Here is a 22,842-nt window from a genome sequence, read left to right as displayed (position 1 = left end):
TGTTAAATTTTGTTTTCAAATAGACTCTTAAAGATAGAAAGTTTTATAAAACTTGTTTGTTGTTTTCAAAACACGTTTTTTTGTATAAAGTTTTGAGAAAGATTATTGAATACTAAAGCTAAAAGATAAATCAAAAAATAATGCCATTAAATTACGAATCTATTTTTATTGATTTAAAAACAGAATATAATGATATTTTACATTTAAAAAGAATTTATAAAGAAGGTTCAGATCTTCAAACTCTACCTACTATTTTACTTATTCATGGGAGTGTCGAAAATGGTCGTATCTTTTATTCTGTACAGGGAAAAGGGTTTGGAAGTTATTTAGCTGAAAATGGTTTTGATGTTTTTGTTGCAGACTTGAGGGGAAAAGGAGAAAGTAAACCAAAAGTAAATTCTAAATCTACTTTCGGACAGACTGAATATATTTTGGAAGACTTGCCAACTTTTGCTAATAAAATAAGAGAAATAAAAGGTCATTTTCCTAATTTTTGGGCTGCTCATTCTTGGGGTGGAGTAATGATTCCTCCTTTTATGTTACGTTTTCCACAAATAGCAGAAGCTACAAAAAAAATGGTGTTTTTTGGAAGCAAAAGAAGAATCAGAACAAAAGGAATAGAAAAAATAGTAAAAATAGATTTTGTATGGAATTTTTTGGGTAAAGTTTCTGGAAAAACACTAGGTTATTTACCTACTACAAAAATTGGCTTTGGAACAGATGACGAAAGCAGAGGATTTATAACAGAATCTAATAAATGGATTAAGGAAGATAAATGGCTCTGTAAAGATAAATTTGATTACCAAAGTGGCTTCCAAAATTTAAAACAGAAACAACGATATTTCCCTCCTACTCTTCATATTGCAGCAGCAAACGATACTATTTTGGGAAATCCAAATGATGTAAAATTATTGATGGATGAGATTGATAATTTAACAGATGAGTTTTGGTTGTTGTCAAAATCAAATCAGAATTTACATGATTATGACCATAACAACATGCTGACACACAAAGACGCAATAAACGATCACTTTCCAAAGATTTTGGAATGGTTAATAAACTAATAAAAATACGTATTTTTGAATTGAATAATTAAATAGCAAAATCAAGAAATAATGAATTCACAGACAGAAGAAAATTACTTAAAGGCTCTTTTCAAACTTGCTTCTCAAGAAAATGAAATAAGTTTATCCGATTTGAGTAAAAAATTATCTGTTAGTACGCCAACAGCAAACAGCATGATTAAGCGTTTGCACGAAAAAGAGTTTGTGATTTATGAAAAGTATAAACCTATAAAACTAACCGAAAAAGGTAAAACTACAGCAGCTCTTATTGTCAGAAAACACCGACTTACAGAAATGTTTTTAGTAGAGAAAATGGGTTTTGGTTGGGAAAAAGTTCATGCTATTGCAGAGCAAATCGAACACATAAAATCACCTATTTTCTTTGATAAAATGGACGAACTTTTGGGCTATCCAAACATTGACCCACACGGTTCACCTATTCCAAATAAAGAAGGACAAATAGAAAATAGAGTAAATTCAGAATTAAAGTTAAGTGATTGCAAGGAAAAGGATAAAGTTAAAATTATAGCTGTTTCTGAATCTTCACTAGAGTTTTTGCAATTTCTTAATAGCCGAAAAATTAGCTTGGGTTTAGAGTTGGAAGTCTTAGAAATAGAAAAATATGATGGGACAATGAAAATTCTTTTGTCAGAAGATAATAACCCAAAAAGAGAAGAAACCCTTAGTAAAATAGTTTGTGAAAAGTTGTGTGTGTGTCATAAATGAAAGAAAATCATTCTATAATACACTCAAAAAGCCATTTCTAATAAAATAGAAATGGCTTTTTAAGTATAATAAATAGGTCTCGTTGCTATTCCTTAACTACTTTCATTATAGTAGAAGAGCTTTGACTAACTATTTTTAATAAATACATACCATTTGGATAACGTCCCAGTCTAAATGTCAGACGGTTATTAATTTGAGTATTGATAGTTCTTCTTTCTAGTTCTTCTCCAATCGCATTGATGAGTATTATTTCTACTTCTTCTCCATTTCTAAACTCTTTCCCTTGCAAAGAAAGCGTAAACTCATCATCAGTTGGATTTGGATAAATTGTATTGGTTTGTTGTTCTGTAAAATCACTATCAGAAAGTGTAGCAGAAACTATTTTTGTAAAGGTAAACTTACCATTATTATCTATCTGTTTTAGTTTGTAATAATAGGTTACATTAGGTCTTACCTCTACATCTAAAAATTGATAATCTTGTCTTGATTGTCCTTGTTTTTTACTAGCCACAAAACCAATTTTGACAAAATCTCCGTCTTCTTCAGCTCTAAATACTTCAAATCCGTAATTATCTTTTTCTTGTAAAGTTGCCCATTCTACCAAAATAGCATTTTCGGTTGGTTTGGCTGATATAAACAAAAGTTCGATAGGAAGAAGTGTAATATCTTGTGATTGAGCTGTTGCAAAAAAGCCCATGTTTCCTATAAAGCCAGTTCTTGAAGTAAACTGTGGAATATTAGTTATACATAATCCGTCAGGAATAGTCCAAGGTGGATTTACAGCAAAAGGATTTTCAGTTTCCTCAAGTTGCATAACAGTTGTAGAAGCTCCTACAAAATTTCCATAATCTCGGTTAAATAAATACATTTGATAGGCTGCATTTACTGGAACAGGATTATTAGTAGCATCAAAAGAAGAGAAATCCCAAAAACCATTATCCAAAGCTGGGTCTGTATCAAAGTCAACACCACAAATATTAGTTTGTCCTGTTGCTGGACTTGGTAAATTAGTAAATTGCTTAAAATAAGCTGTAACATTATCTACTGTATTGGAGACATTGAAATTGGCATCAGCTCTTTGATAAGTAAATGTTGGGTCTGGACATTGTATTGTACGTGATTGAATTGTTCTAATGGCAGCTCCATTTATATTTGCATCTTCGAAGTTGTAGTAGGCTCTCAAGTTATTTGCTTGTGGGCATTGCAACGCATTAGCAGCACAACCTTGATTAAATGAGGCTTGTATTTGTGCTTCTGTACGTGTTTCACTCCAAACTTTTAACTCATCAACTTGTCCTCTAAGAGCTAATGTATTACTACCACTCCAACGCCCTACAAGTCCACTTGTCAAAATTGTATTTAAAGGTGCAGGTAAGTCGTAGGTACGAATACGTAATCCATCATAATAAAATGTTACTTGTTGATTTATTTCATCGTAAGTCAGAGCATAGTGATGCCAGTTATTCAAACTATTTGGTAGATTGATAAGCTCTAAATCAAATCCGTTGTTTAAACGAATAAACCATGAGTTATTGGTTGTTCCTGTCACTAAAGCAAAGTCTTGTGAATTATTAGTTCCTGTGCTATTTCCAAACTGAAATAAACCTGCACCATTAAAATTGGTCACATTTGCCCATATTTCGACTGTACGAGAATTATTTCCTGCCACTCCTATATTTCCTGTATTAGCTCCAAAATCTACATATTCAATATCTTCTGTCATTGTTAAAACACCATTTGGATTTGGATTACAAGTCATTCCTCCATACGTAGCTGTCTGCCAATCCGAGTTTTCAAATGCAGCAGACATTGCGCCATTTTTATTGGCCTCTGGCAAAATTGTAGAAGGTTCTTGCAAGACTAATCCAACAGGGAAAGAATAATTACCTGTTGCATTTTTGGCTCTATTTAGTTTTCCTGCTACAAAATAATCAGTTGGAAGAGTAGTACCTGTAGTAGTAGTAGTAAATCCAGTAATTGCATTTGGGTTTGGATTATTTACAATAATAGAACGAGAAATATCTACACCATTAGTAGTTGGAAACCCTTCAGGAATAATATAGCCTTGCACAAAATTTAATGTTCCTGTAGCACTTACAGTCAAATCTTGATCGCTAGAAGAAAGTAGAGTAACGCCAGCAATATTATTGAATGTAGAAGTTCCGATTGTATTATCAATAAATAAGTTTTCAAACTCTCCATTTCCAGTAACTGCTTTTGAGTAGTCTTGTCTGCCTGTACCTACAAATCTGAAATTAGAGTTAGGTTGCATACTCATATTGCCATCGTGTATCATGTTTCCACATACATTTACTTGTCCTCCAGTAGCTACATTTAGATTTCCGCCATCTAATATAGTAATATTACGTACATTCAAAGTTTGAGTGCTTCCAACAGTCAGAGTAGAAAATGCAATGGGAGTAGGAGGAATAATAACATCTATAGTACAATCTGGTATTCCAGAAACACCACAAGGCGTACTCCAGTTTGGTGGATGATCCACTCCTAATGCGGGGTTGTCTCTACCATCCCAAACATATTCAAGTGTACCGACACAAATTTCATCACTAAGAACACAATCTCCTACTGTAGCCTCTACTCGTATTATTTGTCTACGTTGAATATCAATAACTGTATAACTGTTACTTGCTCCACTTTGAACAAGTACACCATCACTATACCATGTAAAATTAGTAGCCTGTATATCTGCTGTTACTGTAGCATCAGTACCGTAACTAATATTTATATCTGCTCCTAAATCTAAAGTTCTAAAATCAGAAAAATATCCGTAGCGTGTTCCTGAGCCAGCTCCTCCATTTACAAAACCTAAATGAAATAAACCAGCTTCATTAGTAAGAGGAGTTACAGTAGTGCTTTCTATTGTTACTACTGCTCCAGCAGGTACTTGTGCTGTAGTAAATGTATATTGTGTTCCATAATAATTACTTCCTCCAATTTGAGCAAATGTAGCTGGAAATGGTGTTGTTGTAGGCGAAAATAGCGTAGTTGTAGTACCTCCATTAGTCACTCGTATTGTGAAATTATTAGTAAAATCAAAATTACTACCTACTGGAGTTCCTCTTGTCATTAAGTTAATCGTAAAATTTTCATCTGTAGAACGCACAATTCGTGTTGTTAATGAACCAGTACAGTTTACAGGAGGAAGAATTGCAAAACCAGTTTCACATCCATATCCTGCATAATGTCCTACATAAGCAGGTAAACTTGTTTGTATGAAAACTCGTTGTCCTGCTGTTGTTAGTGTATGTGTATAACTTTGTCCTGCATTAATTGTAGCAACAAGAGCTCCATTGACAGAAACAGTAGTACCATTTTGCGTAGCTGTAACAACAGCTAATTCAGGATTACCAGCAGGTGTTCCACTACCCACTCCCAATTGCCCTCTCAAAACTACATATTCAGTTCCTACTATATTTACTGGTACAAGTTGGTCACCAGCCAAGTCATTACAACCTCCTTCCCCTGAATTTATAGAGTCACTAAATTTAGTAACTGCAACAGGTTTATCAGCTTGAATACGTGATCCTGATGGAAAGCCTCCTGCTGATGGTTCTACTACTGAGCCAACGTATGTTTCTCCTCTATCAAGAGTAAAGGTAAAAGGAACATTGGCAGCTTGTCCACCCTCTAAAGCTCTTGTAGGTGTAACTGTGACAAGTGTATTGTCTTCTGTAGCTACTACTAAAAAGCCACTTCTACCATCAATTGGATTTCTATTTGCATGATTCCAAGAGTTTTGAAAAGGAACATAAAAATCGTTACCTAAGGCATTTGAACCTTTTAATGCAAAAATATCTGGATTAACATCAGAATTGACTTCATAATAAGCTGTGATTTTGGTAGTGGACTCTATTAAAAGTCCTGTTCTACTAACTAAGGGAGTAGCAGGAGTAGGTGTATCGTAGGGTGTTTCTATTAATACTTTACTTGGGTCTACATTTATAAATTGGGAAGAGTTTGCAGCAACATTTACTATATAGGTAGGAAATGCTAAGTTTGCAGGTTGAGTAACAGTAACAACTGCAGGAACATCAAATGCAGACACTACAATACGAATAGGACCATCACTATGCGATGCTGTAACATCAGGAGCTGCAAACCAAAAACGAGTATCTGTTTGAGCTTGTGAAACAGAAGTATTTATTAGCAGTAAAAAAAAGGAAATAATAATAATATTTTTATATACTATTGGAGGAGCTTTCATATTTTTTATAAATAAGGGTAATTATAATAATTTCATAGCAGCATTGTATTCAATAAAGGGAGATTCTGTTCTTTCAAAAAAATACTGACATAGAGAATTGTAGTCGAAATAATTATCATCCAATAATTTAATAGCAAAAAATGACTTTAACTATATTAATTGTTAGACTATTACTGAATATAATTTGTATTTAAGGGATGTTTGAGCTAGAATAGAATCTTAATAAAGTACAACAATATTATTACCAAATTTACGGTTTTTAACTATAAAAAAAGGGGGTTAGTCTAAAAAAAGTATACTAGGTAATATTTACGTCATTTTTTAATTATATTGTTTTTAATACAAATACCAAACTAGTAATTTGAGACTATTACTGCTAAGAGCATGAAAGATAATTGGCTAGATAAAACTATTTATTAGGCTAGGGAAATCTGTCTGACATCTCAAAGGTGTCTTGATAGTTTATAATTTTCACTGTCTAAATCTTTTCTTCGATAGGTTTTGTTTTCGTCTAGTTACTTATTGAGATTTAGAACCGATTCTGATTGAATATATTATTCTTGACTTTTAGTTTTAATTATTAACTTTAATGCTCTTTAATCTATCAGTATCATGATAATTTAGTTTGTTTCACAGTCATTTATGAAAAATAAATCAATATTTTACATGTTTTTTAGGTTATTAGTTGCTTGTTAATTAAAGAGTTAGTATTTTTGCACTCCCAAATATAGGAAGACTATGCTTTTTAGTTAGTGTTTTTGCTTATAAAATGCTGATACTCAAAAGACTCTTCTTTCCTTCAACTATTCAAATTTAGAGGTATAAAAGTAAATTTTGGGAAATGAATTTTGAAAAAAATGATTTGCACTTTTATGACTTCGACTAATAATTAAATTCCAGTATAATGCCGATAGGTTTAATTGGTAAAAAAATCGGAATGACTAGTTTGTTTGATGCCGATGGACGCAGTGTCGCATGCACAGTAATACAAGCTGGTCCTTGTGTAGTTACACAAGTCAAGACTGAAGATACAGACGGTTATCGTGCCGTACAAATGGGTTTTGGAGAGCGCAAAGAAAAAAATACTCCTAAGCCACTTCAAGGACACTTCAAAAAATCAGGTACTACTCCTAAGCGTACTCTTGTAGAATTTCGCAACATGGGCTTAGAAGCTGAAGCAAAATACGAAGTAGGTCAAGAATTAAACATTACAGATCTTTTCGAAGAAGGTCAATTTGTAGATGTTGTTGGAACTTCTAAAGGTAAAGGTTTTCAAGGTGTAGTTAAACGTTATAACTTCGGTGGTGTAGGTCAAGCTACTCACGGTCAGCATAACCGTTTACGTGCTCCAGGTTCAATTGGTGCTTCTTCTTATCCTTCTCGTGTATTCAAAGGTATGCGTATGGCTGGGCGTATGGGTGGTAATCGTGTGAAAGTGAAAAACTTGCGTGTAGAAAAAATTATGCCTGAGGCAAATCTTATTGTCGTTTCAGGTGCAATTCCAGGTGCAAACAATTCTACTATTCTTATTCAACGTTAATTTTTAGATACTGAATTACTACTTAATTCACTTCTAATTTTGACTTGGAATTTATCTGAACATTAGTTCGGAATTTACTTTTAGATTACTTTCATTCCAATCTTGCCGTTGTTGGTATCTAATACCAACAATAACAAAAAACGAAATATCATTATGGAATTACCTATCTTAAATAAAGAAGGAAAAGAAATCGGCAAAAACGCTACATTATCAGATGCAGTATTTGCCATCGAACCAAATGACCATGCTATTTACCTAGACGTTAAGCAATATTTAGCTAACCAACGTCAGGGAACGCACTCTTCTAAACACAGAGGTATAGTGTCAGGTTCTACTCGTAAAATCAAACGCCAAAAGGGAACTGGAGGCGCACGTGCAGGTAGTATCAAGTCTCCTGTATTTGTAGGTGGTGGTCGTATCTTTGGACCAGAGCCACGTGATTATGGCTTCAAATTGAACCGTAAAGTAAAACAATTAGCTCGTCGTTCTGCTCTTTCTCACAAAGCAAAAGCAGAAGCAATCACTGTTATGGAAAATCTAGTAATGGATACTCCAAAAACAAAAGAGTTTGTTTCTTTACTTAATAACTTGAATCTTTCAGGTAAAAAAGTGCTAGTTGTAACAGGAGAACAAAACGATGTAGTATATCGTTCGGCTCGCAACTTGCCTAAAACTAAAGTTTTGCCAGCTAATCAATTACATACCTACCATATCATGAATAGTGATGTGATTGTACTTGCAGAAGGTGCATTAGAAGTAATTCAAGCTGAAGCTAACTAAAGAGGAATTGTGAATTATAAATGGTAAATTATGAATGGAATACATTTTATAAATTACTATTTTAATAAATTTACACTTCTATTGGAATAGAAATTAAATAAAATGCTATTTTTGAAACTGTAATTTACTTATTTGTAGTGTATTACATTTACAATTCACCATTCATAATTTACAATTTTTATTCTATTATTTATTACAATTTTTTAAAAAGTTAAATTAGAAAAGAAATATGAAAACTATTTTAAAGAAGCCTGTAATTACCGAGAAAGCAACAGCAATGAACGAAAATGGTGTATATGTTTTCATCGTAGACAAAAAAGCTACAAAGGCAGAAATCAAAACTGCTGTTGAGAAAATGTATCAAGACCAAGATGCTAAAGTTGTTAAGGTACGTACAGCAATTATTTTCGGTAAACCGAAATTTCGCTACTTAAAAACGGCAATTACTAAAGGTCATACTTCGACTTATAAAAAAGCATTTGTGCAACTTGCAGAAGGAAGCGCAATTGATATATTTGATACTGAGGAAAATTAATAGTGATTAATTTTTAATGATAAGTGATTAGTTAGATACAAATGAACAATAGGTAATTAATTAATCACTCCCCATTAATAATTTCAATCCTAATAAAAAATCCTTTTTTATTTTCTGTAAGAGAAAGTTAAATAGTTATTAGTTTTTTAGTGATAAGCGATTAGTTGAATACGAATTAGTAATTCATTAATCACTAACCATTAATAGTTAATCACTAATTATTCTCTTTTTTTTCCATTTTAGTTGTACTGTTTCTTATAGAAGAAACCACGAAAAAGTAGCAGTAATAGCGCAGAAAAACGCTTACTCATTTGTCAAGAATACTCGTATTCAAAGTAATAAAAAGTTATCAGAAACTGCGAAGCAGTTAATTTAACTGGTAACTCATTACTGACAACTGGTAACTGATTATTATTGTGCTGCAAAGCCTTTTTCGTTTAATCAAAATCAACATGGCTGTTAAAAAGTTAAAACCAATGACTCCAGGTCAGCGTTTTCGTATTGCTCCTACATTTGAGGAAATTACGACAAGCACTCCTGAGAAGTCTTTACTTGCTCCTTGGAAAAGGACAGGTGGTCGTAACGGATCAGGGAAAATGACAATTCGTCAACGTGGTGGTGGACACAAAAAACGCTACCGTATCATAGACTTCAAACGTTTAAAGCACGGTGTGCCTGCAACGGTTAAGTCTATTGAATATGACCCAATCCGTACGGCTCGTATCGCTCTGCTTTTTTATGCAGACGGTGCAAAAGCGTATATGATTGCGCCTCAAGGAATCAAAGTAGGTCAGACTGTTATGTCTGGAGAAGGTGCTTCTCCTGATGTAGGAAACTGTCTTCCTCTTGGTGTTATGCCTTTAGGTACAATCGTACATTGTATTGAAATGAAACCTGGTCAAGGTGCAAGCCTTGCTCGTAGTGCTGGAGCTTATGCTCAATTGGTAGCTCGTGATGGCAAATATGCTATTCTTAGACTTCCTTCTGGTGAAACTCGCATGATTCTAGGTACATGTTATGCTACTGTTGGTACAGTATCTAATGGTGACCATATGAACGTTATTATGGGTAAAGCTGGTCGTAAGCGTTGGCACGGTCGTCGCCCTCGTACTCGTGGTGTTGCAATGAACCCTGTCGATCACCCAATGGGTGGTGGTGAAGGTAAATCATCTGGTGGTCACCCTCGCTCACGCAATGGCTTATATGCTAAAGGACAAAAGACTCGCAAGGTCAATAAATACTCCAATAGCTTTATTATTACTCGTCGTAAAACTCGTAACTCTTAATTATGGCTCGTTCACTCAGAAAAGGTCCCTATATAGACTATCGCTTAGAGAAAAAAGTAGCTGCTTTAGAGCAGACTGGCAAGAAGACCGTTGTAAAGACTTGGTCTCGCCGTTCTATGATTTCTCCAGACTTTATCGGACATACTTTCGCTGTTCATAACGGCAACAAATTTATCCCTGTTTATGTAACTGACAACATGGTTGGTCATAAATTAGGTGAATTTGCACCTACTCGTAACTTTCGTGGGCATATTGCTAAGAAAGATAAGCGTGGTAAGAAGTAAGGTAGTCGTTTTTTTTATTTTGTTTCATCTTTCTAAACAACTAATTAATGGAAGCTGTTGCTAAATTACAGAACGTACCTACATCTCCACGCAAGATGCGCTTAGTCGCTGATATGATTCGTGGGAAAAAAGTAAGTTCTGCAATAAATATGTTAAAATTTGAGCCCAAAATTGGTGCTCGTTATATGGAAAAATTACTTCTCTCGGCAGTAGCCAACTGGGAAGTTAAACACGAAGATTTCGCTAACGAAATTGGTAGCTTAGTTGTAAAAACTGTTTTTGTTGATGGTGGTAAAATGCTTAAACGCATTCAGCCAGCTCCTCAAGGACGTGCTCACCGTGTACGTAAGCGTTCTAACCACATTACACTTGTTGTGGGATTACCATCAGAAGGTGCTTCACTTGCAGACATGACTGAATCGATTGCGAATCAGGCAGCAGAGCAAGCAGCAGAGGCTTTGGAATCAAACGACAAATCAAACCAAGATAACTAAAAACTAACACTATGGGACAAAAAGTAAATCCTGTTGGCTTTCGCTTGGGTATTGTTAAAGGCTGGGACTCAAACTGGTACGGTGGCAAAACTTTCGCAGACAAGCTCGTAGAAGACGAAAAAATTCGTAAATATATCCGTGCTAGAATTCAACGTGGTGGTATTTCTAAAATTATCATCGAACGTACACTCAAGCGCATTACCGTTACTGTTCATACTTCTCGCCCTGGCGTAGTAATCGGACGTGAAGGTAAAGAGGTTGATAACCTCAAAAACGAACTTCAAAAATTGACTTCGAAAGAAGTACAAATCAATATCTTCGAAATCAAACGCCCTGAAATGGATGCTCGTTTGGTAGGTGAAAATATTGCTCAACAATTAGAAGCTCGTATGTCACACCGTCGTGCAATGAAACAAGCGATTCAAGCTGCTATGCGTGCTGGAGCAGAAGGTATCAAAGTCAAATTGGCTGGTCGTTTGGGTGGTGCTGAGATGGCTCGTGTAGAACTTTATAAAGAAGGAAGCACGCCTCTTCACACACTTCGTGCAGATATTGATTATGCTATCAGTGAAGCAAATACTATCTATGGAAAAATAGGTATCAAAGTATGGATCTATAAAGGTCAGCTTTACGGAAAGCAAGATTTATCTCCTGCTGCTCTTGCTGAAAAACAAGAACGTAGTGGTGGACGTGGTGGAAATGACCGTGGCAATCGTCGTGGTGGAAATCGCAATGACAGAAATGATCGTGGTGGAAACCGTCGTGGTGGAAATCGCAATGACAGAAACGAAGGTGGTGGAGACTCTAGAGGTGGAAACAATCGTGGTGGAAACTCTGGTGGTGGAAATAACCGTAGTGGTGGAGGAGGAGGAAAAAGATAAATTTAGGTTTATCAATTTCTTAAACTAACAACACAGTTTCTGATATATTAAAAATGAGATATATTTCTTTTATAGAAATGTATCTCATTTTTTTGTTTCAGTATAAGATTATTATTATTTCCAAAGTTTGTAAGCAAAGCGCACATCTCCAGCAGGATAAATCATTCCATTCTCTAAATCCCAATCATATCCATATCCTAAACCTAAATTGAGATTAAATAAAAAACGTTTTCCCATAGACCTCTGAATTCCCCAATGAACATCAAAAAGTGTAACTTTATGAAATTGATATATATTTAAGCCATCTAAATTATCTGGACTTAATTCTCTTGAAGCATATTTAAAGCGAAAACCTACATAATTACCACTATTATTCAAGACAGATTTTCCTTTGTCTAGTCTCTTTTGTCTGTTGTAATAAAGTTTGTATTTAGCTTGAGCATAAAAAGCAGGTTGAGCAATCGCCCACGTATTCTCAAATTGATTTTCAAAAATGGTATAGCCACTACCTACACCAGCACCAATTTCAAATACAGATTTTTGACTTAATGGAATTTCAAAACCTAATCCAATTCCTTGTATTAATCCAATTTCTATTTTCGGAATGAATTGTAAAGAGTCTTGTGCTTTCAGATGGGTTGATAAAAGATTAAAAGCAATTAAAAGTGAAACGAAAAAAAAGTGATTTTTCATGAATGTAAATTAAATTGTATTTAGTTTTAGTGAATTTTTTCAGATACTAGATACATTATTTACTTACTAAGTTGCTTTATCAAATAAGTTTTTTAGATTTTTTAAATAAAATAGAAAATATTCATTTTAAAATACTTTTATCATCACAATCTTTCAAAAACAAAACCTTTTTCAGAAAAATGTTCTAAATAACGAGGCAAGGTATAAAGCATATTTTTTGCAGCTTTTATACTGTCATGAAAGGTAACAATAGAACCTGATTCGGTACATTCAATAGATTTTTGAAGACATATTTTGCGAGAAAGAAATTTATCAAAGTCACCTGTCAGAACATCCCACATGACGACTTGATATTCCGTGGAAATTTTTTGAAACTGCTCAGGAGTTAGTTTTCCGTAGGGAGGACGAAACAAAGAAACTTGCTCAAAGAGTTCTAAATTAGAATATTCTTCTAAGATAGTCTTCTTACATTTGTTTATATTTTCATAATAAATTTCATTTTCGTTCTTCCAACCATTTAAATGATTGTGAGTATGATTGCCTATTGAGTGTCCAGCTTCTACAATTTTTTTGAAAATATGTGGGTGTTTGATTACATTATCTCCAATACAAAAAAAAGTAGCTTTTGCTTCAAATTTTTCTAAAATAGTTAATACATTCTCGGTAATTTCTGGAATAGGACCATCATCGAAAGTCAAGTAAATAGTTGGTTTTTCGGAAGGCTTAAACCATAATAGGCGTGGAAAAAGCCATCGAACAATTTTGCCACTTTTATGGGGATAAGGTTGAAAACGCATTTTTTTATCAGTTATCAGTTACTAGTCATCAGTAACCAGTTAAAAGAAAGTCAAAAATATGAAATAAATATATTAATTTATTCTAAGTAGCCAAAACAGGGCATGTTCAGGAAAATAAAAACTGATTGAAATCGTGCATTCAGTTCCTTAGAACTGAACGTAACGCTTCCTCAGAAGCGTGATATTGCTCTGAGGAAGCGTAAAAGTTTATTTCTGAGAACGGTGTAACCCTCAGCGAAGCTAAAACAAACATACATTTTGTATGAACATGACTTGGTAGCCAAAAAATACTTGCTAATCAGTTCTAGTAGTTTTTTATTTTGTCTTATTACTTGTTCTCTATTTTTCGTTTAATTATTCCTTTGGAACATAAATTATTTCTGAAATCATAGAGGAAGTCATAAAAACACCTAACACATTTTCACCTTTTATGTTTGTTCTTGGATTAACAGGAGGTGGACTAAAAAGACCACCATCATTAAATACTACTGTTGTGAGGTCATTATAATAATCATAGGTTTCTTTTGTGATCGAATACTGCTCTAAACGCACTGTGTCTCCAGCCTCATAAATAAATGGAAACTGTAGTCCATCTATATTTTCGCCAATTCCTTGGTCACTAGCAAAAATCAAGTCGCCTGCATCTTCATAATTGAGCGTATCATTTCTATAATTTCTCCAAAAATAATAGTCTTGTGTATCTTGTGGTTCTTTGGCATAAAAATACAGATAATAACCTTCATCTTGGAAACGACTTTCAGGAACAAAACGAATTTGTAAAGAATCTATACCTGTTACACGATATATTTTACTCTCTGAAGTAAACGTATTTCCTTTGTATTCGATGAGCAAATTATATGTATTTCCTACAACACCTTTATATTCTGGGTCTTGTGGCAAATAGAGTCCAGCTTCTTCGTTATTTTCCAAAAAGTCCATTTTATTACCGTCTTGGTCAGTTACCGAAACGATTGCACCCGATACTTTTGGCTCTTCTTTTGGGTCATAATAATCTAAGGTTTCGCCTAATCTAACAAAGGAATAGCCTTTTACATCGACAACTTCTGCTTCAACAATTAGAGCAGGAGATTCTGCACCTTTGAGAGGTAAGTCAATTACTTCTTCACACGAAGAAAAAGCAATTAAAATAAAAAGCAGAGTGAATGCTTTATTTAAAAATGATATATTTTTCATAATAGATGAATTTACACCCTAAGGATTTTCGAAATCCTTAGGGTGTTTAAAGTTTATTTTTTATCAAAAGAAAATTTAAAATTGTAAGTAATCGAAGGAATAATTCCGAAAAGGGTAGTTTGGACAGCCTCATACTCTCCTGTTCCTTCTTCATTTGCATCTTGTTTTTCTCTAAAGTAGATAGAAAATGCATTTTTACGATTATAGAAATTATAGATAGAAAAATTCCAACTTCCTTTCCAGTTTCTTTTTTGTTTTCCATCAATAGTAAGGGAAATATCAGCTCTATGATAATCAGGCAAACGACTATTGTTACGTTTTCCTGATTCATAATAATCTACTACACTATTTCCTACTTTATATCTTCCGACAGGGAAAGTAACAGCAGCCCCTGAAGTAAAAATGAAATTACCTGCTAGAGTAACTCTAGGTGAAAACTGATGAGCAATAATGACAGCTAAATTATGAGGACGATTATAACGAGGACTATAAGCATTTCCTAAGTTAATCTCTTCAATCTGACGCTGAGTAGTAGAAAGTGTATAACTAATCCAGCCTGTTGTTTTACCATAATTTTTCTTTACATAAAGCTCTAAACCATACGACCATGCATCACCTGCAGCAAGAGCTTCCTCAATATTATCGTTCAATAATAAATCTTCTCCATCTCTAACATCAATCTGATTTTGCATGTATTTGTAATAACCTTCTACTGATGCTTCCCATTTATTGTCAGCAAAATTTTGGAAAAAACCGAGTGCTACTTGGTCAGAAAGTTGTGGGTCAATGTGCTTGTTTGTCGGAATCCAACGGTCAAAAGGAAGAGCTGCCGTATTTGGAGAAACAGTTTGTAGATACTGACGAGTACGATTATATGATGCTTTTATAGCTGATTTTTCATTGATTTTATAATTTACAGCTAAACGAGGCTCAAAACCTGCATAGAAACTATAGGCTTCAAGTTTGTCATAACTAAGTGTATCTGTAATATTGGCATCAGTTTTTGGTTCTCCTTCTATATATTCATACTCTTCTGTTTTTCCGACATTTTGGAACATAGAAAAACGTAAGCCGTATTGAAGTATAAATTTACTACCTAGTTTTTGTTCATTAGCTACATAAAAAGCATTTTCGAAAGCAAATTTATCAGTTAGTTTGAATGTATTAAAAATAGATTCATCGTTTTGTGGTTTTATTTCCGTTGGATTAAAATGATGATAAATATTTTCTGTTCCGAAAGTCATGGTATTTTTAGGATTGATAAAATAATCAAAATCTAATTTGACTGAATAATCCGTAATTCCAGAATCCCAAGTAAAGTTTTGTGCGCCATCATTTACTTCAAATCCATAATTAAAATTACTGTAAATCGCAGTTGTATTTAAGAATAATTTTTGATTGAAAATATGATTCCAACGCAAAGTAGCTGTGCCATTTCCCCAATTTAGCCCAAAACCTTCTCCAAACTTAAACACATCTCTACCAAAATAACCTGATAAATAAATACGGTCTTTATCCGAAATTTCATAATTTGCTTTAGCATTAAAATCATAAAAATATAATTTGTTTTCTCTCAATGCTGTATCATTGGCAAATCTTAAAAACTGGTCAGCATACGTACGACGACCAGACAAAATAAACGAACTTTTGTCATTAATAGGTGCTTCAACAGTCAAGCGACTAGCCACTGTTCCAATTCCACCAGAAGCATTGAATTTTTTGTTATTGCCATTTTTCATTCTAATATCAATAATAGAAGACAAACGTCCTCCATATTGTGCAGGAATTCCACCTTTGTAGAGTTTTACACTTTTTATGGCATCAGAGTTAAAGACAGAAAAGAAGCCTAATAAGTGGGAAGCATTATAAACGGGTGCATCATCTAAAAGAATTAGGTTTTGGTCGTTTGCACCACCCCGAACAAAAATTCCTCCTGTTCCTTCTCCAGCACTCTGAACTCCAGGTAAAAGTGTAAGTGTGCGCAAAACATCAACTTCTCCTAAAAGAGCAGGAAGTTTTTTGACTTGTTCTACTTCTAATATTTGTGTACTCATCTGTACCTCTGTTACATTTGCATCAGCCTCACGCTCCCCTGTGATGACAACTTCTTTTAGGTCTTTGGCTTCACTCATTTCTATATTCAGAGTAATATCTTTGGTCAAGTCTACTTCAAAAATTTGATTTTCAAAGCCAATATAAGAAACCAAAACTCTATATTTTGCTGTTGGAAGTGTCAAAGAATAAAAACCATATTCGTTAGCAACTGCACCTGTTCCTGGCATATTTTCTACCAAAACAGTTGCTCCAATAAGTTCTTCTCCATTGGCTGCATCTCTAATTTTGCCACTTAGTGTATAACGGCTGTCTTGTTGTGCAAAAAGAGCCGTAGGAGAAAAAATAAAAGTTAAAAACACGGTGTACAGAACGCATAAAAAATGCGTAGTATATTGTTTCATAAAATTAAAAAGTAAGTTGAGAAACGTAATTGATTTAGTGAATAGTATGTCTGTTTTTTTGATTTCGGAAAGTCTGTATTACAAATGAAAAAGATGCATGTTTGTTTGTAAAAGTTGCTTTTCTAATTGTTTTATTAACTTAAGTCAATAAAATTAATTTTAAGGTAATCATACAAAGTAATTTTTCTCTTCATTTAAGTCTTTGACGAACTATAAGTTTGCTTCCCCCTATTAAGTTTACAGAAATAAATTAGCTTTAACTTGCTTTAACTTATTTTGATGTTCTGTATCCTCTATGTAGTTTTTTTATTCGTTTGTCGAATATATACTTGTATATATAGGTTAATAAAATGACAGTTTTATGATTTGCTAGGTTTTTGTTCGTAGTTATATTTTTAAGTATGTTTATAAAAAAGTTGCTTAATTTGTAGCATCTTTTGTTTTTTATAAAATAGACCCTAATTAATTGTATGAATAAGTCAGTATCTCTATTGTCATTGTCTAAAATAGCTTTTGTTATTCTGTGTAGTTTTTTTAGTATAATTTCTCTTACCTCTATGGCTCAAACAGCTTCCGATATTGAAGGAAAAGTAGAAGAAGGTAAGAAAGATGAACTTTCTGCTCGTCAAAAACAAGAACTCAAAAATCCGAATAGAAAGCCTTTTACAGCCGTTATTGGAGCGATGCAAGTAGAAGTAGATTTATTTAAACTTAAAGTTCATCCAAAAAGAGATACGGTTATTATGGGAGTTACTTTTACAGTAGGCAAAATGCGTACTCGTGATGTAGTGGTAGTAAAATCTGGAATTGGTAAAGTAAATTCAGCAATGACAGCAGCTCTTTTATTGGAACACTTTAATCCATCAGAAGTGATTTTTACAGGAATTGCTGGAGGAATTGACCCATTGCTTTTACCAGGAGATATTGTAGTGGGAGATAGAGCCGCACAACATGATTTTGGACAGCTAACAACGGAAGGAATTACAGTTTGGCAAACTTTTGATTACGATGAGACTTCAAACCCATTGTATTTCCCATGTGATTCTTTGCTTATTGCCAAAACACAAGAAGCAGGAGAAAAAGCAAGAATAAAATTTATCAGAACTTATGATGCCAAACGCAAACCAACTGTAAACACAGGTACAATAGTAACAGGAGATGTTTTTGTCGCTTCAACCCAATTCAAAAATCGTTTAGAAAAAGAATTTAAAGCTAAAGCTGTTGAGATGGAAGGTGGCGCAGTGGCTCAAATTTGTTATCAACAAGGAGTTCCATTTGTAGTTATTAGAAGTATAAGTGATACTGCTGATGAAAATGCAGCTAAGCTATATAAGAAATTTTTGAAGGTGGCTTCTTTTAATGCTGCTCACTTGGTAAGCGAGCTTATTTTTCTATTAGAGAAAGAAGATAAAAAGAAAATGAATAAGGAAAAGTAAGAATAATTATATTTTGATTAAATTGTGCTTTCAAACTTTAGTTTGAGATTTTACAACTTTTACTTATTCAAATTTATCAAAACTCATTTTTTATGAAAAAGATTGCACTTGTAGCTCTTGCAGCTACTTTTATGTTTGCTTGTCAGACCAAAAAAACAGAAGCTACTGAAGAAATTCCTGTTGAAGAAATGGAACTTTTAGAAGAAACTCCAACAGAAGAAACCATTGTTGTGGAGGAAACTCCTCAAGAAACAGTTTATGAAGTTCGTGGAATGATTGTCGAAATTCCAGCAGCCGACTCAGAAGGAAATGCTATGGTTATGGTTAGCCATGAAGAAATTCCTGAAGTAATGGGTGCTATGAAAATGGCATTCAAATCAAATGTTGCTTATTTAAGTGAAATAGCAAAAGATGATAAGGTTTCTTTCGAACTTGTTAAAACTGATGAAGGCTATACAATGAGAAATGTTACTAAACTTCCAGCAGAAACAGAACTTGTATTAATGAAATAATAATTTTTTAGCTATTCGTTCAAGTGTCAAAACTTGAGCGAATAGCTAAAATAAATCTAAAAATCTTCTTTATTTATCTCATAAAGAACACAATTTTCTAAGCGTTTATCATCTTTTAAAGCTGGGTGTTTGAAATCCTTTACGTATTTCATTCCGATTTTTTCCATTACTTTCCTAGATTTTAAATTTATTTTTGGTGCTACTGCTTTTATAGATTCTAATTTTATATCATTAAAAGCAAACTCCAAAGAGCGTTTTGCGCCTTCACTTGCATAACCTTTGTTCCAGTATTTTTTATCTAATCGCCAACCAATATCTACACAAGGCGTAAAATCAGCCTCAAAAGTTTGTTCTGTAATTCCGATAAAGCCAATAAACTCTTCTGTTTCCAGTTCATCAACAGCAAAATAACAAAAGCCATTATTTTCAAACTGAGTTGTCATTCTTTCTATAAAGTCCTTTGTTTGTTCTAAAGAAGGCAAATAAGGGAAAAATTCCATTATATCTTTATCAGAGTTAAGAGCAAAGAGGTTTTCTGTATCACAATCTTTCCAATTTCTAAAACCTAATCTTTGTGATTTAAAAATATATTTGTTATTCAAAGTAAAGTGTTTTTTAGTGAATTCTATTTTGATTATTTTTGTAGCGAATGCTTTAGCTTTCGTTATAATACCAAAATAAAAACTATTTTTTTCTTTAAATCGTAGTTGTTCAGTTTACGAAAACTAAAGTTTTCAGTACAGTTGCACTCACGCTAAAGCGTAAACTACAAAAGTATTTATTTGGCATAATTCAGAAATTGAAGCATATTTCAAAAATACTATAAAAAAATGATGTTACGCAAGAATAAAATTTCTACAAATTTCTTGTATAAATAAACGAAACCCACGATTTTAATCGTGGTAAAACAGTTAGAGAAGGAAACAGTGCCTTTTGTTTTATGGGTTTCGTTTTTTGACTGCGTAACCGTAATATCAGTAAATAAAACAAAATGGCTTTAAGAATAACAGATGCGTGTATAAATTGTGGAGCTTGCCAAATAGAATGTCCAAATAATGCAATTTATGAAGGTTCTCAAAACTGGTCTTTTGCAGAGGGAACAGATCTAAAAGAAGTAGAGACCGAAGATGGAAGAGTTTTAGATGCACATACAGAGTTTCCTCCTTTAGATGACTTTATTTATTATATCGTTGCTGAAAAATGTACAGAATGCAATGGTTTTCATGATGAGCCTCAATGTGCTTTTGTTTGTCCTGCTGACTGTTGTGTATCTGATGAGAATTTTCCAGAAACAGAAGAAGAATTATTGTTGAAAAAGGCTTGGCTGCACAAAAATAGATAATTATTCTGTTTTTTTGTAGAAGAGAAAAGACAAACTAGAATGTCGAATATATATATACTCACTTAGCAAAGTCAAATTATACAGTAGTTTGCTGAGATTTATATATATCGTTCACTCACATCTTGTGAATGAACGATATTTTCTTAAAAAGATAAAAACTTCTAAATATTCTACAATGGACATTCAACACCTTCATTTTCATAATGATTATATCCTTCTTCATTATATTGAGGAGTTGATAGATAAATATTTTTGTACTGTGATATTCTTGTAATTATACAATCACATTCATTATATGTTATTTGAGTAAATCTCTCAATATAATTAATATCTGTATATTCTATTTTTTGATATATTAAATCATTTTTTTCATTATATTCTTTAACAGTTGTAGATGTTAATATATTATCTGGCATATAATATGACTTCTCCATGATTGAGTTAGTACCATTTTTTGTATAAATTTTATAAGAATTCATTACAGAAGATTGGTCATATTCTTCACTACGAGTTAGAAAGTCACCTTCATAATAATACCTAGTGAGTCTTTCTAGTTGGTTAGAACCATTCAATTTTTTCTTTTCTTTTATTAAATTACTTTCATAAGTATTTATTATTACTCTATTTAGTACACCTTTGTAATAAATATCTTCACGCACTCGTAAGTTTCCTTCGTATGTGTAAATATCTTTAGAGTCTTCATTTCCTTCTTCATCATAATATATCCATAGCGTTTCATTTTTTCCTTCATAATGAGTTTCTTGCCATAGCTGTAGTCTTCCTGTATTGTTAGACATGTAATAAGTTTTCTTTGTATACGAAGAGCCACTATATTTGTATTCAGATTTCATATATAAGCTTCCCAATCTATAAGTTTCCCAATCTAACAATCTATCATTACCATCATAAGTGTAGGAATTAGTAGAGGTTAATATATTATTCTTATCAAATGTAGAATCTGTTATTACTAATTTATCTTCATAAGAATAGTTGGTGTAACTTTCCAAGGCACCGTTTTTATTGTAATATTTTTTTGTACGTATGATACAAGAAGTTTCATCATTACTTTCTTCTATTTGGTTTTCATCAAGGGTGTTTTCACATGAAAAAAGAGATATAGTAGTAAATACTAATAAAAGAAGTAGTCTAAAATTTTTCATAATTTTTTTTACTAAAAAGTGATTTATTATTTTTTTGCAAAGGTAGTTAATTTTTTAAAAAAAAATTACATTTGTTTTAACTCAAAAATAAAATCTATAAATACAATTTTCTACAGTACTGGACATGGTTTAATTTAGGTTGTATTTTGAATTTTGTAGTTTTTCGATAATTGAACTATTTTTTTTATTATTTGGTCTATGGAAGTAGCGTAAAATACTACTTTTCCGTACCCCATTCTAAATACAGATTCATAAAAAGATTCATTGTCTTTTTTTACTCTCTGTTTTGTTTTTACTCCTTCTAAGATACAGAGTAAAAAAGATGCAATTACTAATGCCATTAAAACACGAATTTTTCTTGGATTTACCATTCCTACCTCCTCTAAATGAAATCCATTTGTTTTCAAATGTTTAAATAAACACTCTATTTTCCATCTTAAATAATAGATAGCACTAATCTTTTCTTTTGTTAAACGATATTTGTTGGTTAATAAAATGACAAATTTTTCACTTTCTTTTGCTGCTTGCCCATTATAAGAAATAACTATTTTTAGTTTTTTTGCAAAGTCAGTTTCAAATTCTTGACTTACTAATTTGCCTAATTTAGCTTTTTTAAGCAAACTGTGGTACTTTTTAACCTCTAATTGATAATCTCCTTTACAAAGCCGAATAATATAAGTATATCCTTGTTCTTCTAAATACCTAAACCAAACTCTACCTTTGTATTCTCTATCAGCTAAAATTGTAAATCTTTTCAAAAAAGGATATAACAGTAAAGCTGATGCTAATAAACTTTTACGATGAGCCAAAGTAGAACTGCCTTTTCGTTCTAAATTTATCCAAAAAATAGGAATAGCCATTTTTCTATAAATAACACTTAATACCAAAACGTGATACGTATATTCGCCTAACTGCCAAACACTACCATCCATAGCTAGATAGAAAATTTCTTTTTTTACCTTCTTCCTATTTAAAAAAGAACCTATACTAAAAACTAAAATCAACTTCCAAAGTGTTTTTTGGACATAAACATCCAAAAAATAGCGAGTAAGACGCTTATAATGAGAATTAATTTGAACAGTAGGAGAATTTAAAAAAATACCTACTTGGTTTTTTAACTTGTTTAAATTAACTGTTTCTTTTATCAGAATACAGCTAATAAGCAACAAAGTAGTATGAACATGATGAATAGGAATATCTGAAAATTCCTTTGTATATTTGTTCAACAGGACGGAATAGAGCTTTTTGGTTTTCACACTTCTAAATTAACTCTTTCTGTCCTTTCTTTGTCAAAAATTTAACTCATGTCCAGTACTGTAACAATTTTCTCTGTTATATTCTTAATTTCAAATAATAGAAAATAGACAATTTCCCATAAAAAATGTTATTCATTCATACTAGTAAGTCAGAAATACTCCTAACTTACAAATTGTATTA

Annotated in this window: 20 protein-coding genes; 12 read left to right on the top strand and 8 right to left on the bottom strand. The window is 32.7% G+C overall.

Features of this window, described 5'->3' with window-relative positions; genetic code table 11:
- Nucleotides 1–140: 140 nt before the first annotated feature.
- Entirely contained in the window at nt 141–1,064 is a 924-nt protein-coding gene (locus V9L04_RS00520; protein ID WP_338792100.1) for an alpha/beta fold hydrolase, read from the top strand.
- A 51-nt stretch (nt 1,065–1,115) separates the two neighbouring features.
- On the top strand, nt 1,116–1,790 hold the full coding sequence (locus tag V9L04_RS00515; protein ID WP_338792099.1) for a metal-dependent transcriptional regulator: 675 nt from the start codon (nt 1,116–1,118) through the stop codon (nt 1,788–1,790).
- An 85-nt stretch (nt 1,791–1,875) separates the two neighbouring features.
- Here V9L04_RS00515 and V9L04_RS00510 read toward each other — a convergent pair whose 3' ends face one another.
- Nucleotides 1,876–6,015, bottom strand: coding sequence for a LamG-like jellyroll fold domain-containing protein (locus V9L04_RS00510; RefSeq protein ID WP_338792098.1), 4,140 nt, complete (start codon nt 6,013–6,015; stop codon nt 1,876–1,878).
- Between the two features lie 904 nt (nt 6,016–6,919).
- Between V9L04_RS00510 and rplC the strand changes: the two genes are divergently transcribed.
- The 7 genes from rplC to rpsC all read left to right on the top strand — a co-directional run bounded on the left by rplC (nt 6,920) and on the right by rpsC (nt 11,815).
- On the top strand, nt 6,920–7,555 hold the full coding sequence (rplC, locus tag V9L04_RS00505) for a 50S ribosomal protein L3 (protein WP_338792097.1): 636 nt from the start codon (nt 6,920–6,922) through the stop codon (nt 7,553–7,555).
- A 153-nt stretch (nt 7,556–7,708) separates the two neighbouring features.
- Nucleotides 7,709–8,335, top strand: coding sequence for a 50S ribosomal protein L4 (gene rplD / locus V9L04_RS00500; protein WP_338792096.1), 627 nt, complete (start codon nt 7,709–7,711; stop codon nt 8,333–8,335).
- Nucleotides 8,336–8,564: 229 nt separating this feature from the next.
- Nucleotides 8,565–8,870, top strand: coding sequence for a 50S ribosomal protein L23 (rplW, locus tag V9L04_RS00495; protein WP_338792095.1), 306 nt, complete (start codon nt 8,565–8,567; stop codon nt 8,868–8,870).
- Between the two features lie 452 nt (nt 8,871–9,322).
- Nucleotides 9,323–10,156 carry a 50S ribosomal protein L2 gene (gene rplB, locus V9L04_RS00490; protein WP_338792094.1) on the top strand — a complete coding sequence of 278 codons (834 nt, stop codon included), beginning with the start codon at nt 9,323–9,325 and terminating at the stop codon, nt 10,154–10,156.
- A gap of 2 nt (nt 10,157–10,158) precedes the next feature.
- A complete protein-coding gene (gene rpsS / locus V9L04_RS00485) occupies nt 10,159–10,440 on the top strand; it encodes a 30S ribosomal protein S19 (RefSeq protein WP_338764302.1) in 282 nt (93 codons plus the stop codon).
- Between the two features lie 47 nt (nt 10,441–10,487).
- Nucleotides 10,488–10,934: a 50S ribosomal protein L22 gene (gene rplV / locus V9L04_RS00480; protein ID WP_338792093.1), complete on the top strand. Its 447-nt coding sequence runs from the start codon at nt 10,488–10,490 to the stop codon at nt 10,932–10,934.
- An 11-nt stretch (nt 10,935–10,945) separates the two neighbouring features.
- A complete protein-coding gene (gene rpsC, locus V9L04_RS00475) occupies nt 10,946–11,815 on the top strand; it encodes a 30S ribosomal protein S3 (RefSeq protein ID WP_338792092.1) in 870 nt (289 codons plus the stop codon).
- 114 nt (nt 11,816–11,929) lie between these two features.
- Here rpsC and V9L04_RS00470 read toward each other — a convergent pair whose 3' ends face one another.
- From V9L04_RS00470 to V9L04_RS00455, 4 genes are all read right to left on the bottom strand, one after another.
- The gene (locus tag V9L04_RS00470; RefSeq protein WP_338792091.1) at nt 11,930–12,508 is read right to left on the bottom strand and encodes a hypothetical protein; all 579 of its coding nucleotides are present in this window, start codon (nt 12,506–12,508) and stop codon (nt 11,930–11,932) included.
- A gap of 143 nt (nt 12,509–12,651) precedes the next feature.
- Nucleotides 12,652–13,305, bottom strand: a complete 654-nt coding sequence (locus V9L04_RS00465) for a polysaccharide deacetylase family protein (protein ID WP_338792090.1) — start codon at nt 13,303–13,305, stop codon at nt 12,652–12,654.
- A gap of 354 nt (nt 13,306–13,659) precedes the next feature.
- Nucleotides 13,660–14,499, bottom strand: a complete 840-nt coding sequence (locus V9L04_RS00460) for a DUF4249 domain-containing protein (protein ID WP_338792089.1) — start codon at nt 14,497–14,499, stop codon at nt 13,660–13,662.
- Between the two features lie 53 nt (nt 14,500–14,552).
- A complete protein-coding gene (locus tag V9L04_RS00455; RefSeq protein ID WP_338792088.1) occupies nt 14,553–16,955 on the bottom strand; it encodes a TonB-dependent receptor in 2,403 nt (800 codons plus the stop codon).
- A gap of 470 nt (nt 16,956–17,425) precedes the next feature.
- Between V9L04_RS00455 and V9L04_RS00450 the strand changes: the two genes are divergently transcribed.
- Both V9L04_RS00450 and V9L04_RS00445 read left to right on the top strand, forming a co-directional pair.
- Nucleotides 17,426–18,391: a 5'-methylthioadenosine/adenosylhomocysteine nucleosidase gene (locus V9L04_RS00450; protein ID WP_338792087.1), complete on the top strand. Its 966-nt coding sequence runs from the start codon at nt 17,426–17,428 to the stop codon at nt 18,389–18,391.
- 92 nt (nt 18,392–18,483) lie between these two features.
- Complete coding sequence (locus tag V9L04_RS00445; RefSeq protein WP_338792086.1) at nt 18,484–18,903, top strand: copper-binding protein; 420 nt, start codon at nt 18,484–18,486, stop codon at nt 18,901–18,903.
- A gap of 56 nt (nt 18,904–18,959) precedes the next feature.
- Here V9L04_RS00445 and V9L04_RS00440 read toward each other — a convergent pair whose 3' ends face one another.
- Nucleotides 18,960–19,505 carry a GNAT family N-acetyltransferase gene (locus V9L04_RS00440; RefSeq protein ID WP_338792085.1) on the bottom strand — a complete coding sequence of 182 codons (546 nt, stop codon included), beginning with the start codon at nt 19,503–19,505 and terminating at the stop codon, nt 18,960–18,962.
- A gap of 389 nt (nt 19,506–19,894) precedes the next feature.
- Between V9L04_RS00440 and V9L04_RS00435 the strand changes: the two genes are divergently transcribed.
- Nucleotides 19,895–20,245: a 4Fe-4S dicluster domain-containing protein gene (locus tag V9L04_RS00435; RefSeq protein WP_338792084.1), complete on the top strand. Its 351-nt coding sequence runs from the start codon at nt 19,895–19,897 to the stop codon at nt 20,243–20,245.
- A 170-nt stretch (nt 20,246–20,415) separates the two neighbouring features.
- Here the strand turns inward: V9L04_RS00435 and V9L04_RS00430 are convergent, their stop codons facing one another.
- Together V9L04_RS00430 and V9L04_RS00425 are read right to left on the bottom strand one after the other, a co-directional pair.
- The gene (locus V9L04_RS00430; RefSeq protein ID WP_338792083.1) at nt 20,416–21,252 is read right to left on the bottom strand and encodes a hypothetical protein; all 837 of its coding nucleotides are present in this window, start codon (nt 21,250–21,252) and stop codon (nt 20,416–20,418) included.
- A gap of 287 nt (nt 21,253–21,539) precedes the next feature.
- Nucleotides 21,540–22,631 (bottom strand): transposase, encoded by a 1,092-nt coding sequence (locus V9L04_RS00425; RefSeq protein WP_338790163.1) that lies wholly within the window; start codon nt 22,629–22,631, stop codon nt 21,540–21,542.
- Nucleotides 22,632–22,842: the final 211 nt, after the last annotated feature.

The organism is Bernardetia sp. MNP-M8, assembly GCF_037126285.1.
Lineage (GTDB): Bacteria > Bacteroidota > Bacteroidia > Cytophagales > Bernardetiaceae > Bernardetia.
The sequence above is the reverse complement of the archived record's forward strand: the minus strand, read 5'-3'. Positions and strand labels throughout refer to the sequence as shown.

Bases quoted from the DNA above. Each gene is read 5' to 3' on its own strand.
- V9L04_RS00520 (WP_338792100.1), top strand. From the start codon at position 141: ATGCCATTAAATTACGAATCTATTTTTATTGATTTAAAAACAGAATAT.
- V9L04_RS00515 (WP_338792099.1), top strand. From the start codon at position 1,116: ATGAATTCACAGACAGAAGAAAATTACTTAAAGGCTCTTTTCAAACTT.
- V9L04_RS00510 (WP_338792098.1), bottom strand. From the start codon at position 6,015: ATGAAAGCTCCTCCAATAGTATATAAAAATATTATTATTATTTCCTTT.
- rplC (WP_338792097.1), top strand. From the start codon at position 6,920: ATGCCGATAGGTTTAATTGGTAAAAAAATCGGAATGACTAGTTTGTTT.
- rplD (WP_338792096.1), top strand. From the start codon at position 7,709: ATGGAATTACCTATCTTAAATAAAGAAGGAAAAGAAATCGGCAAAAAC.
- rplW (WP_338792095.1), top strand. From the start codon at position 8,565: ATGAAAACTATTTTAAAGAAGCCTGTAATTACCGAGAAAGCAACAGCA.
- rplB (WP_338792094.1), top strand. From the start codon at position 9,323: ATGGCTGTTAAAAAGTTAAAACCAATGACTCCAGGTCAGCGTTTTCGT.
- rpsS (WP_338764302.1), top strand. From the start codon at position 10,159: ATGGCTCGTTCACTCAGAAAAGGTCCCTATATAGACTATCGCTTAGAG.
- rplV (WP_338792093.1), top strand. From the start codon at position 10,488: ATGGAAGCTGTTGCTAAATTACAGAACGTACCTACATCTCCACGCAAG.
- rpsC (WP_338792092.1), top strand. From the start codon at position 10,946: ATGGGACAAAAAGTAAATCCTGTTGGCTTTCGCTTGGGTATTGTTAAA.
- V9L04_RS00470 (WP_338792091.1), bottom strand. From the start codon at position 12,508: ATGAAAAATCACTTTTTTTTCGTTTCACTTTTAATTGCTTTTAATCTT.
- V9L04_RS00465 (WP_338792090.1), bottom strand. From the start codon at position 13,305: ATGCGTTTTCAACCTTATCCCCATAAAAGTGGCAAAATTGTTCGATGG.
- V9L04_RS00460 (WP_338792089.1), bottom strand. From the start codon at position 14,499: ATGAAAAATATATCATTTTTAAATAAAGCATTCACTCTGCTTTTTATT.
- V9L04_RS00455 (WP_338792088.1), bottom strand. From the start codon at position 16,955: ATGAAACAATATACTACGCATTTTTTATGCGTTCTGTACACCGTGTTT.
- V9L04_RS00450 (WP_338792087.1), top strand. From the start codon at position 17,426: ATGAATAAGTCAGTATCTCTATTGTCATTGTCTAAAATAGCTTTTGTT.
- V9L04_RS00445 (WP_338792086.1), top strand. From the start codon at position 18,484: ATGAAAAAGATTGCACTTGTAGCTCTTGCAGCTACTTTTATGTTTGCT.
- V9L04_RS00435 (WP_338792084.1), top strand. From the start codon at position 19,895: ATGGCTTTAAGAATAACAGATGCGTGTATAAATTGTGGAGCTTGCCAA.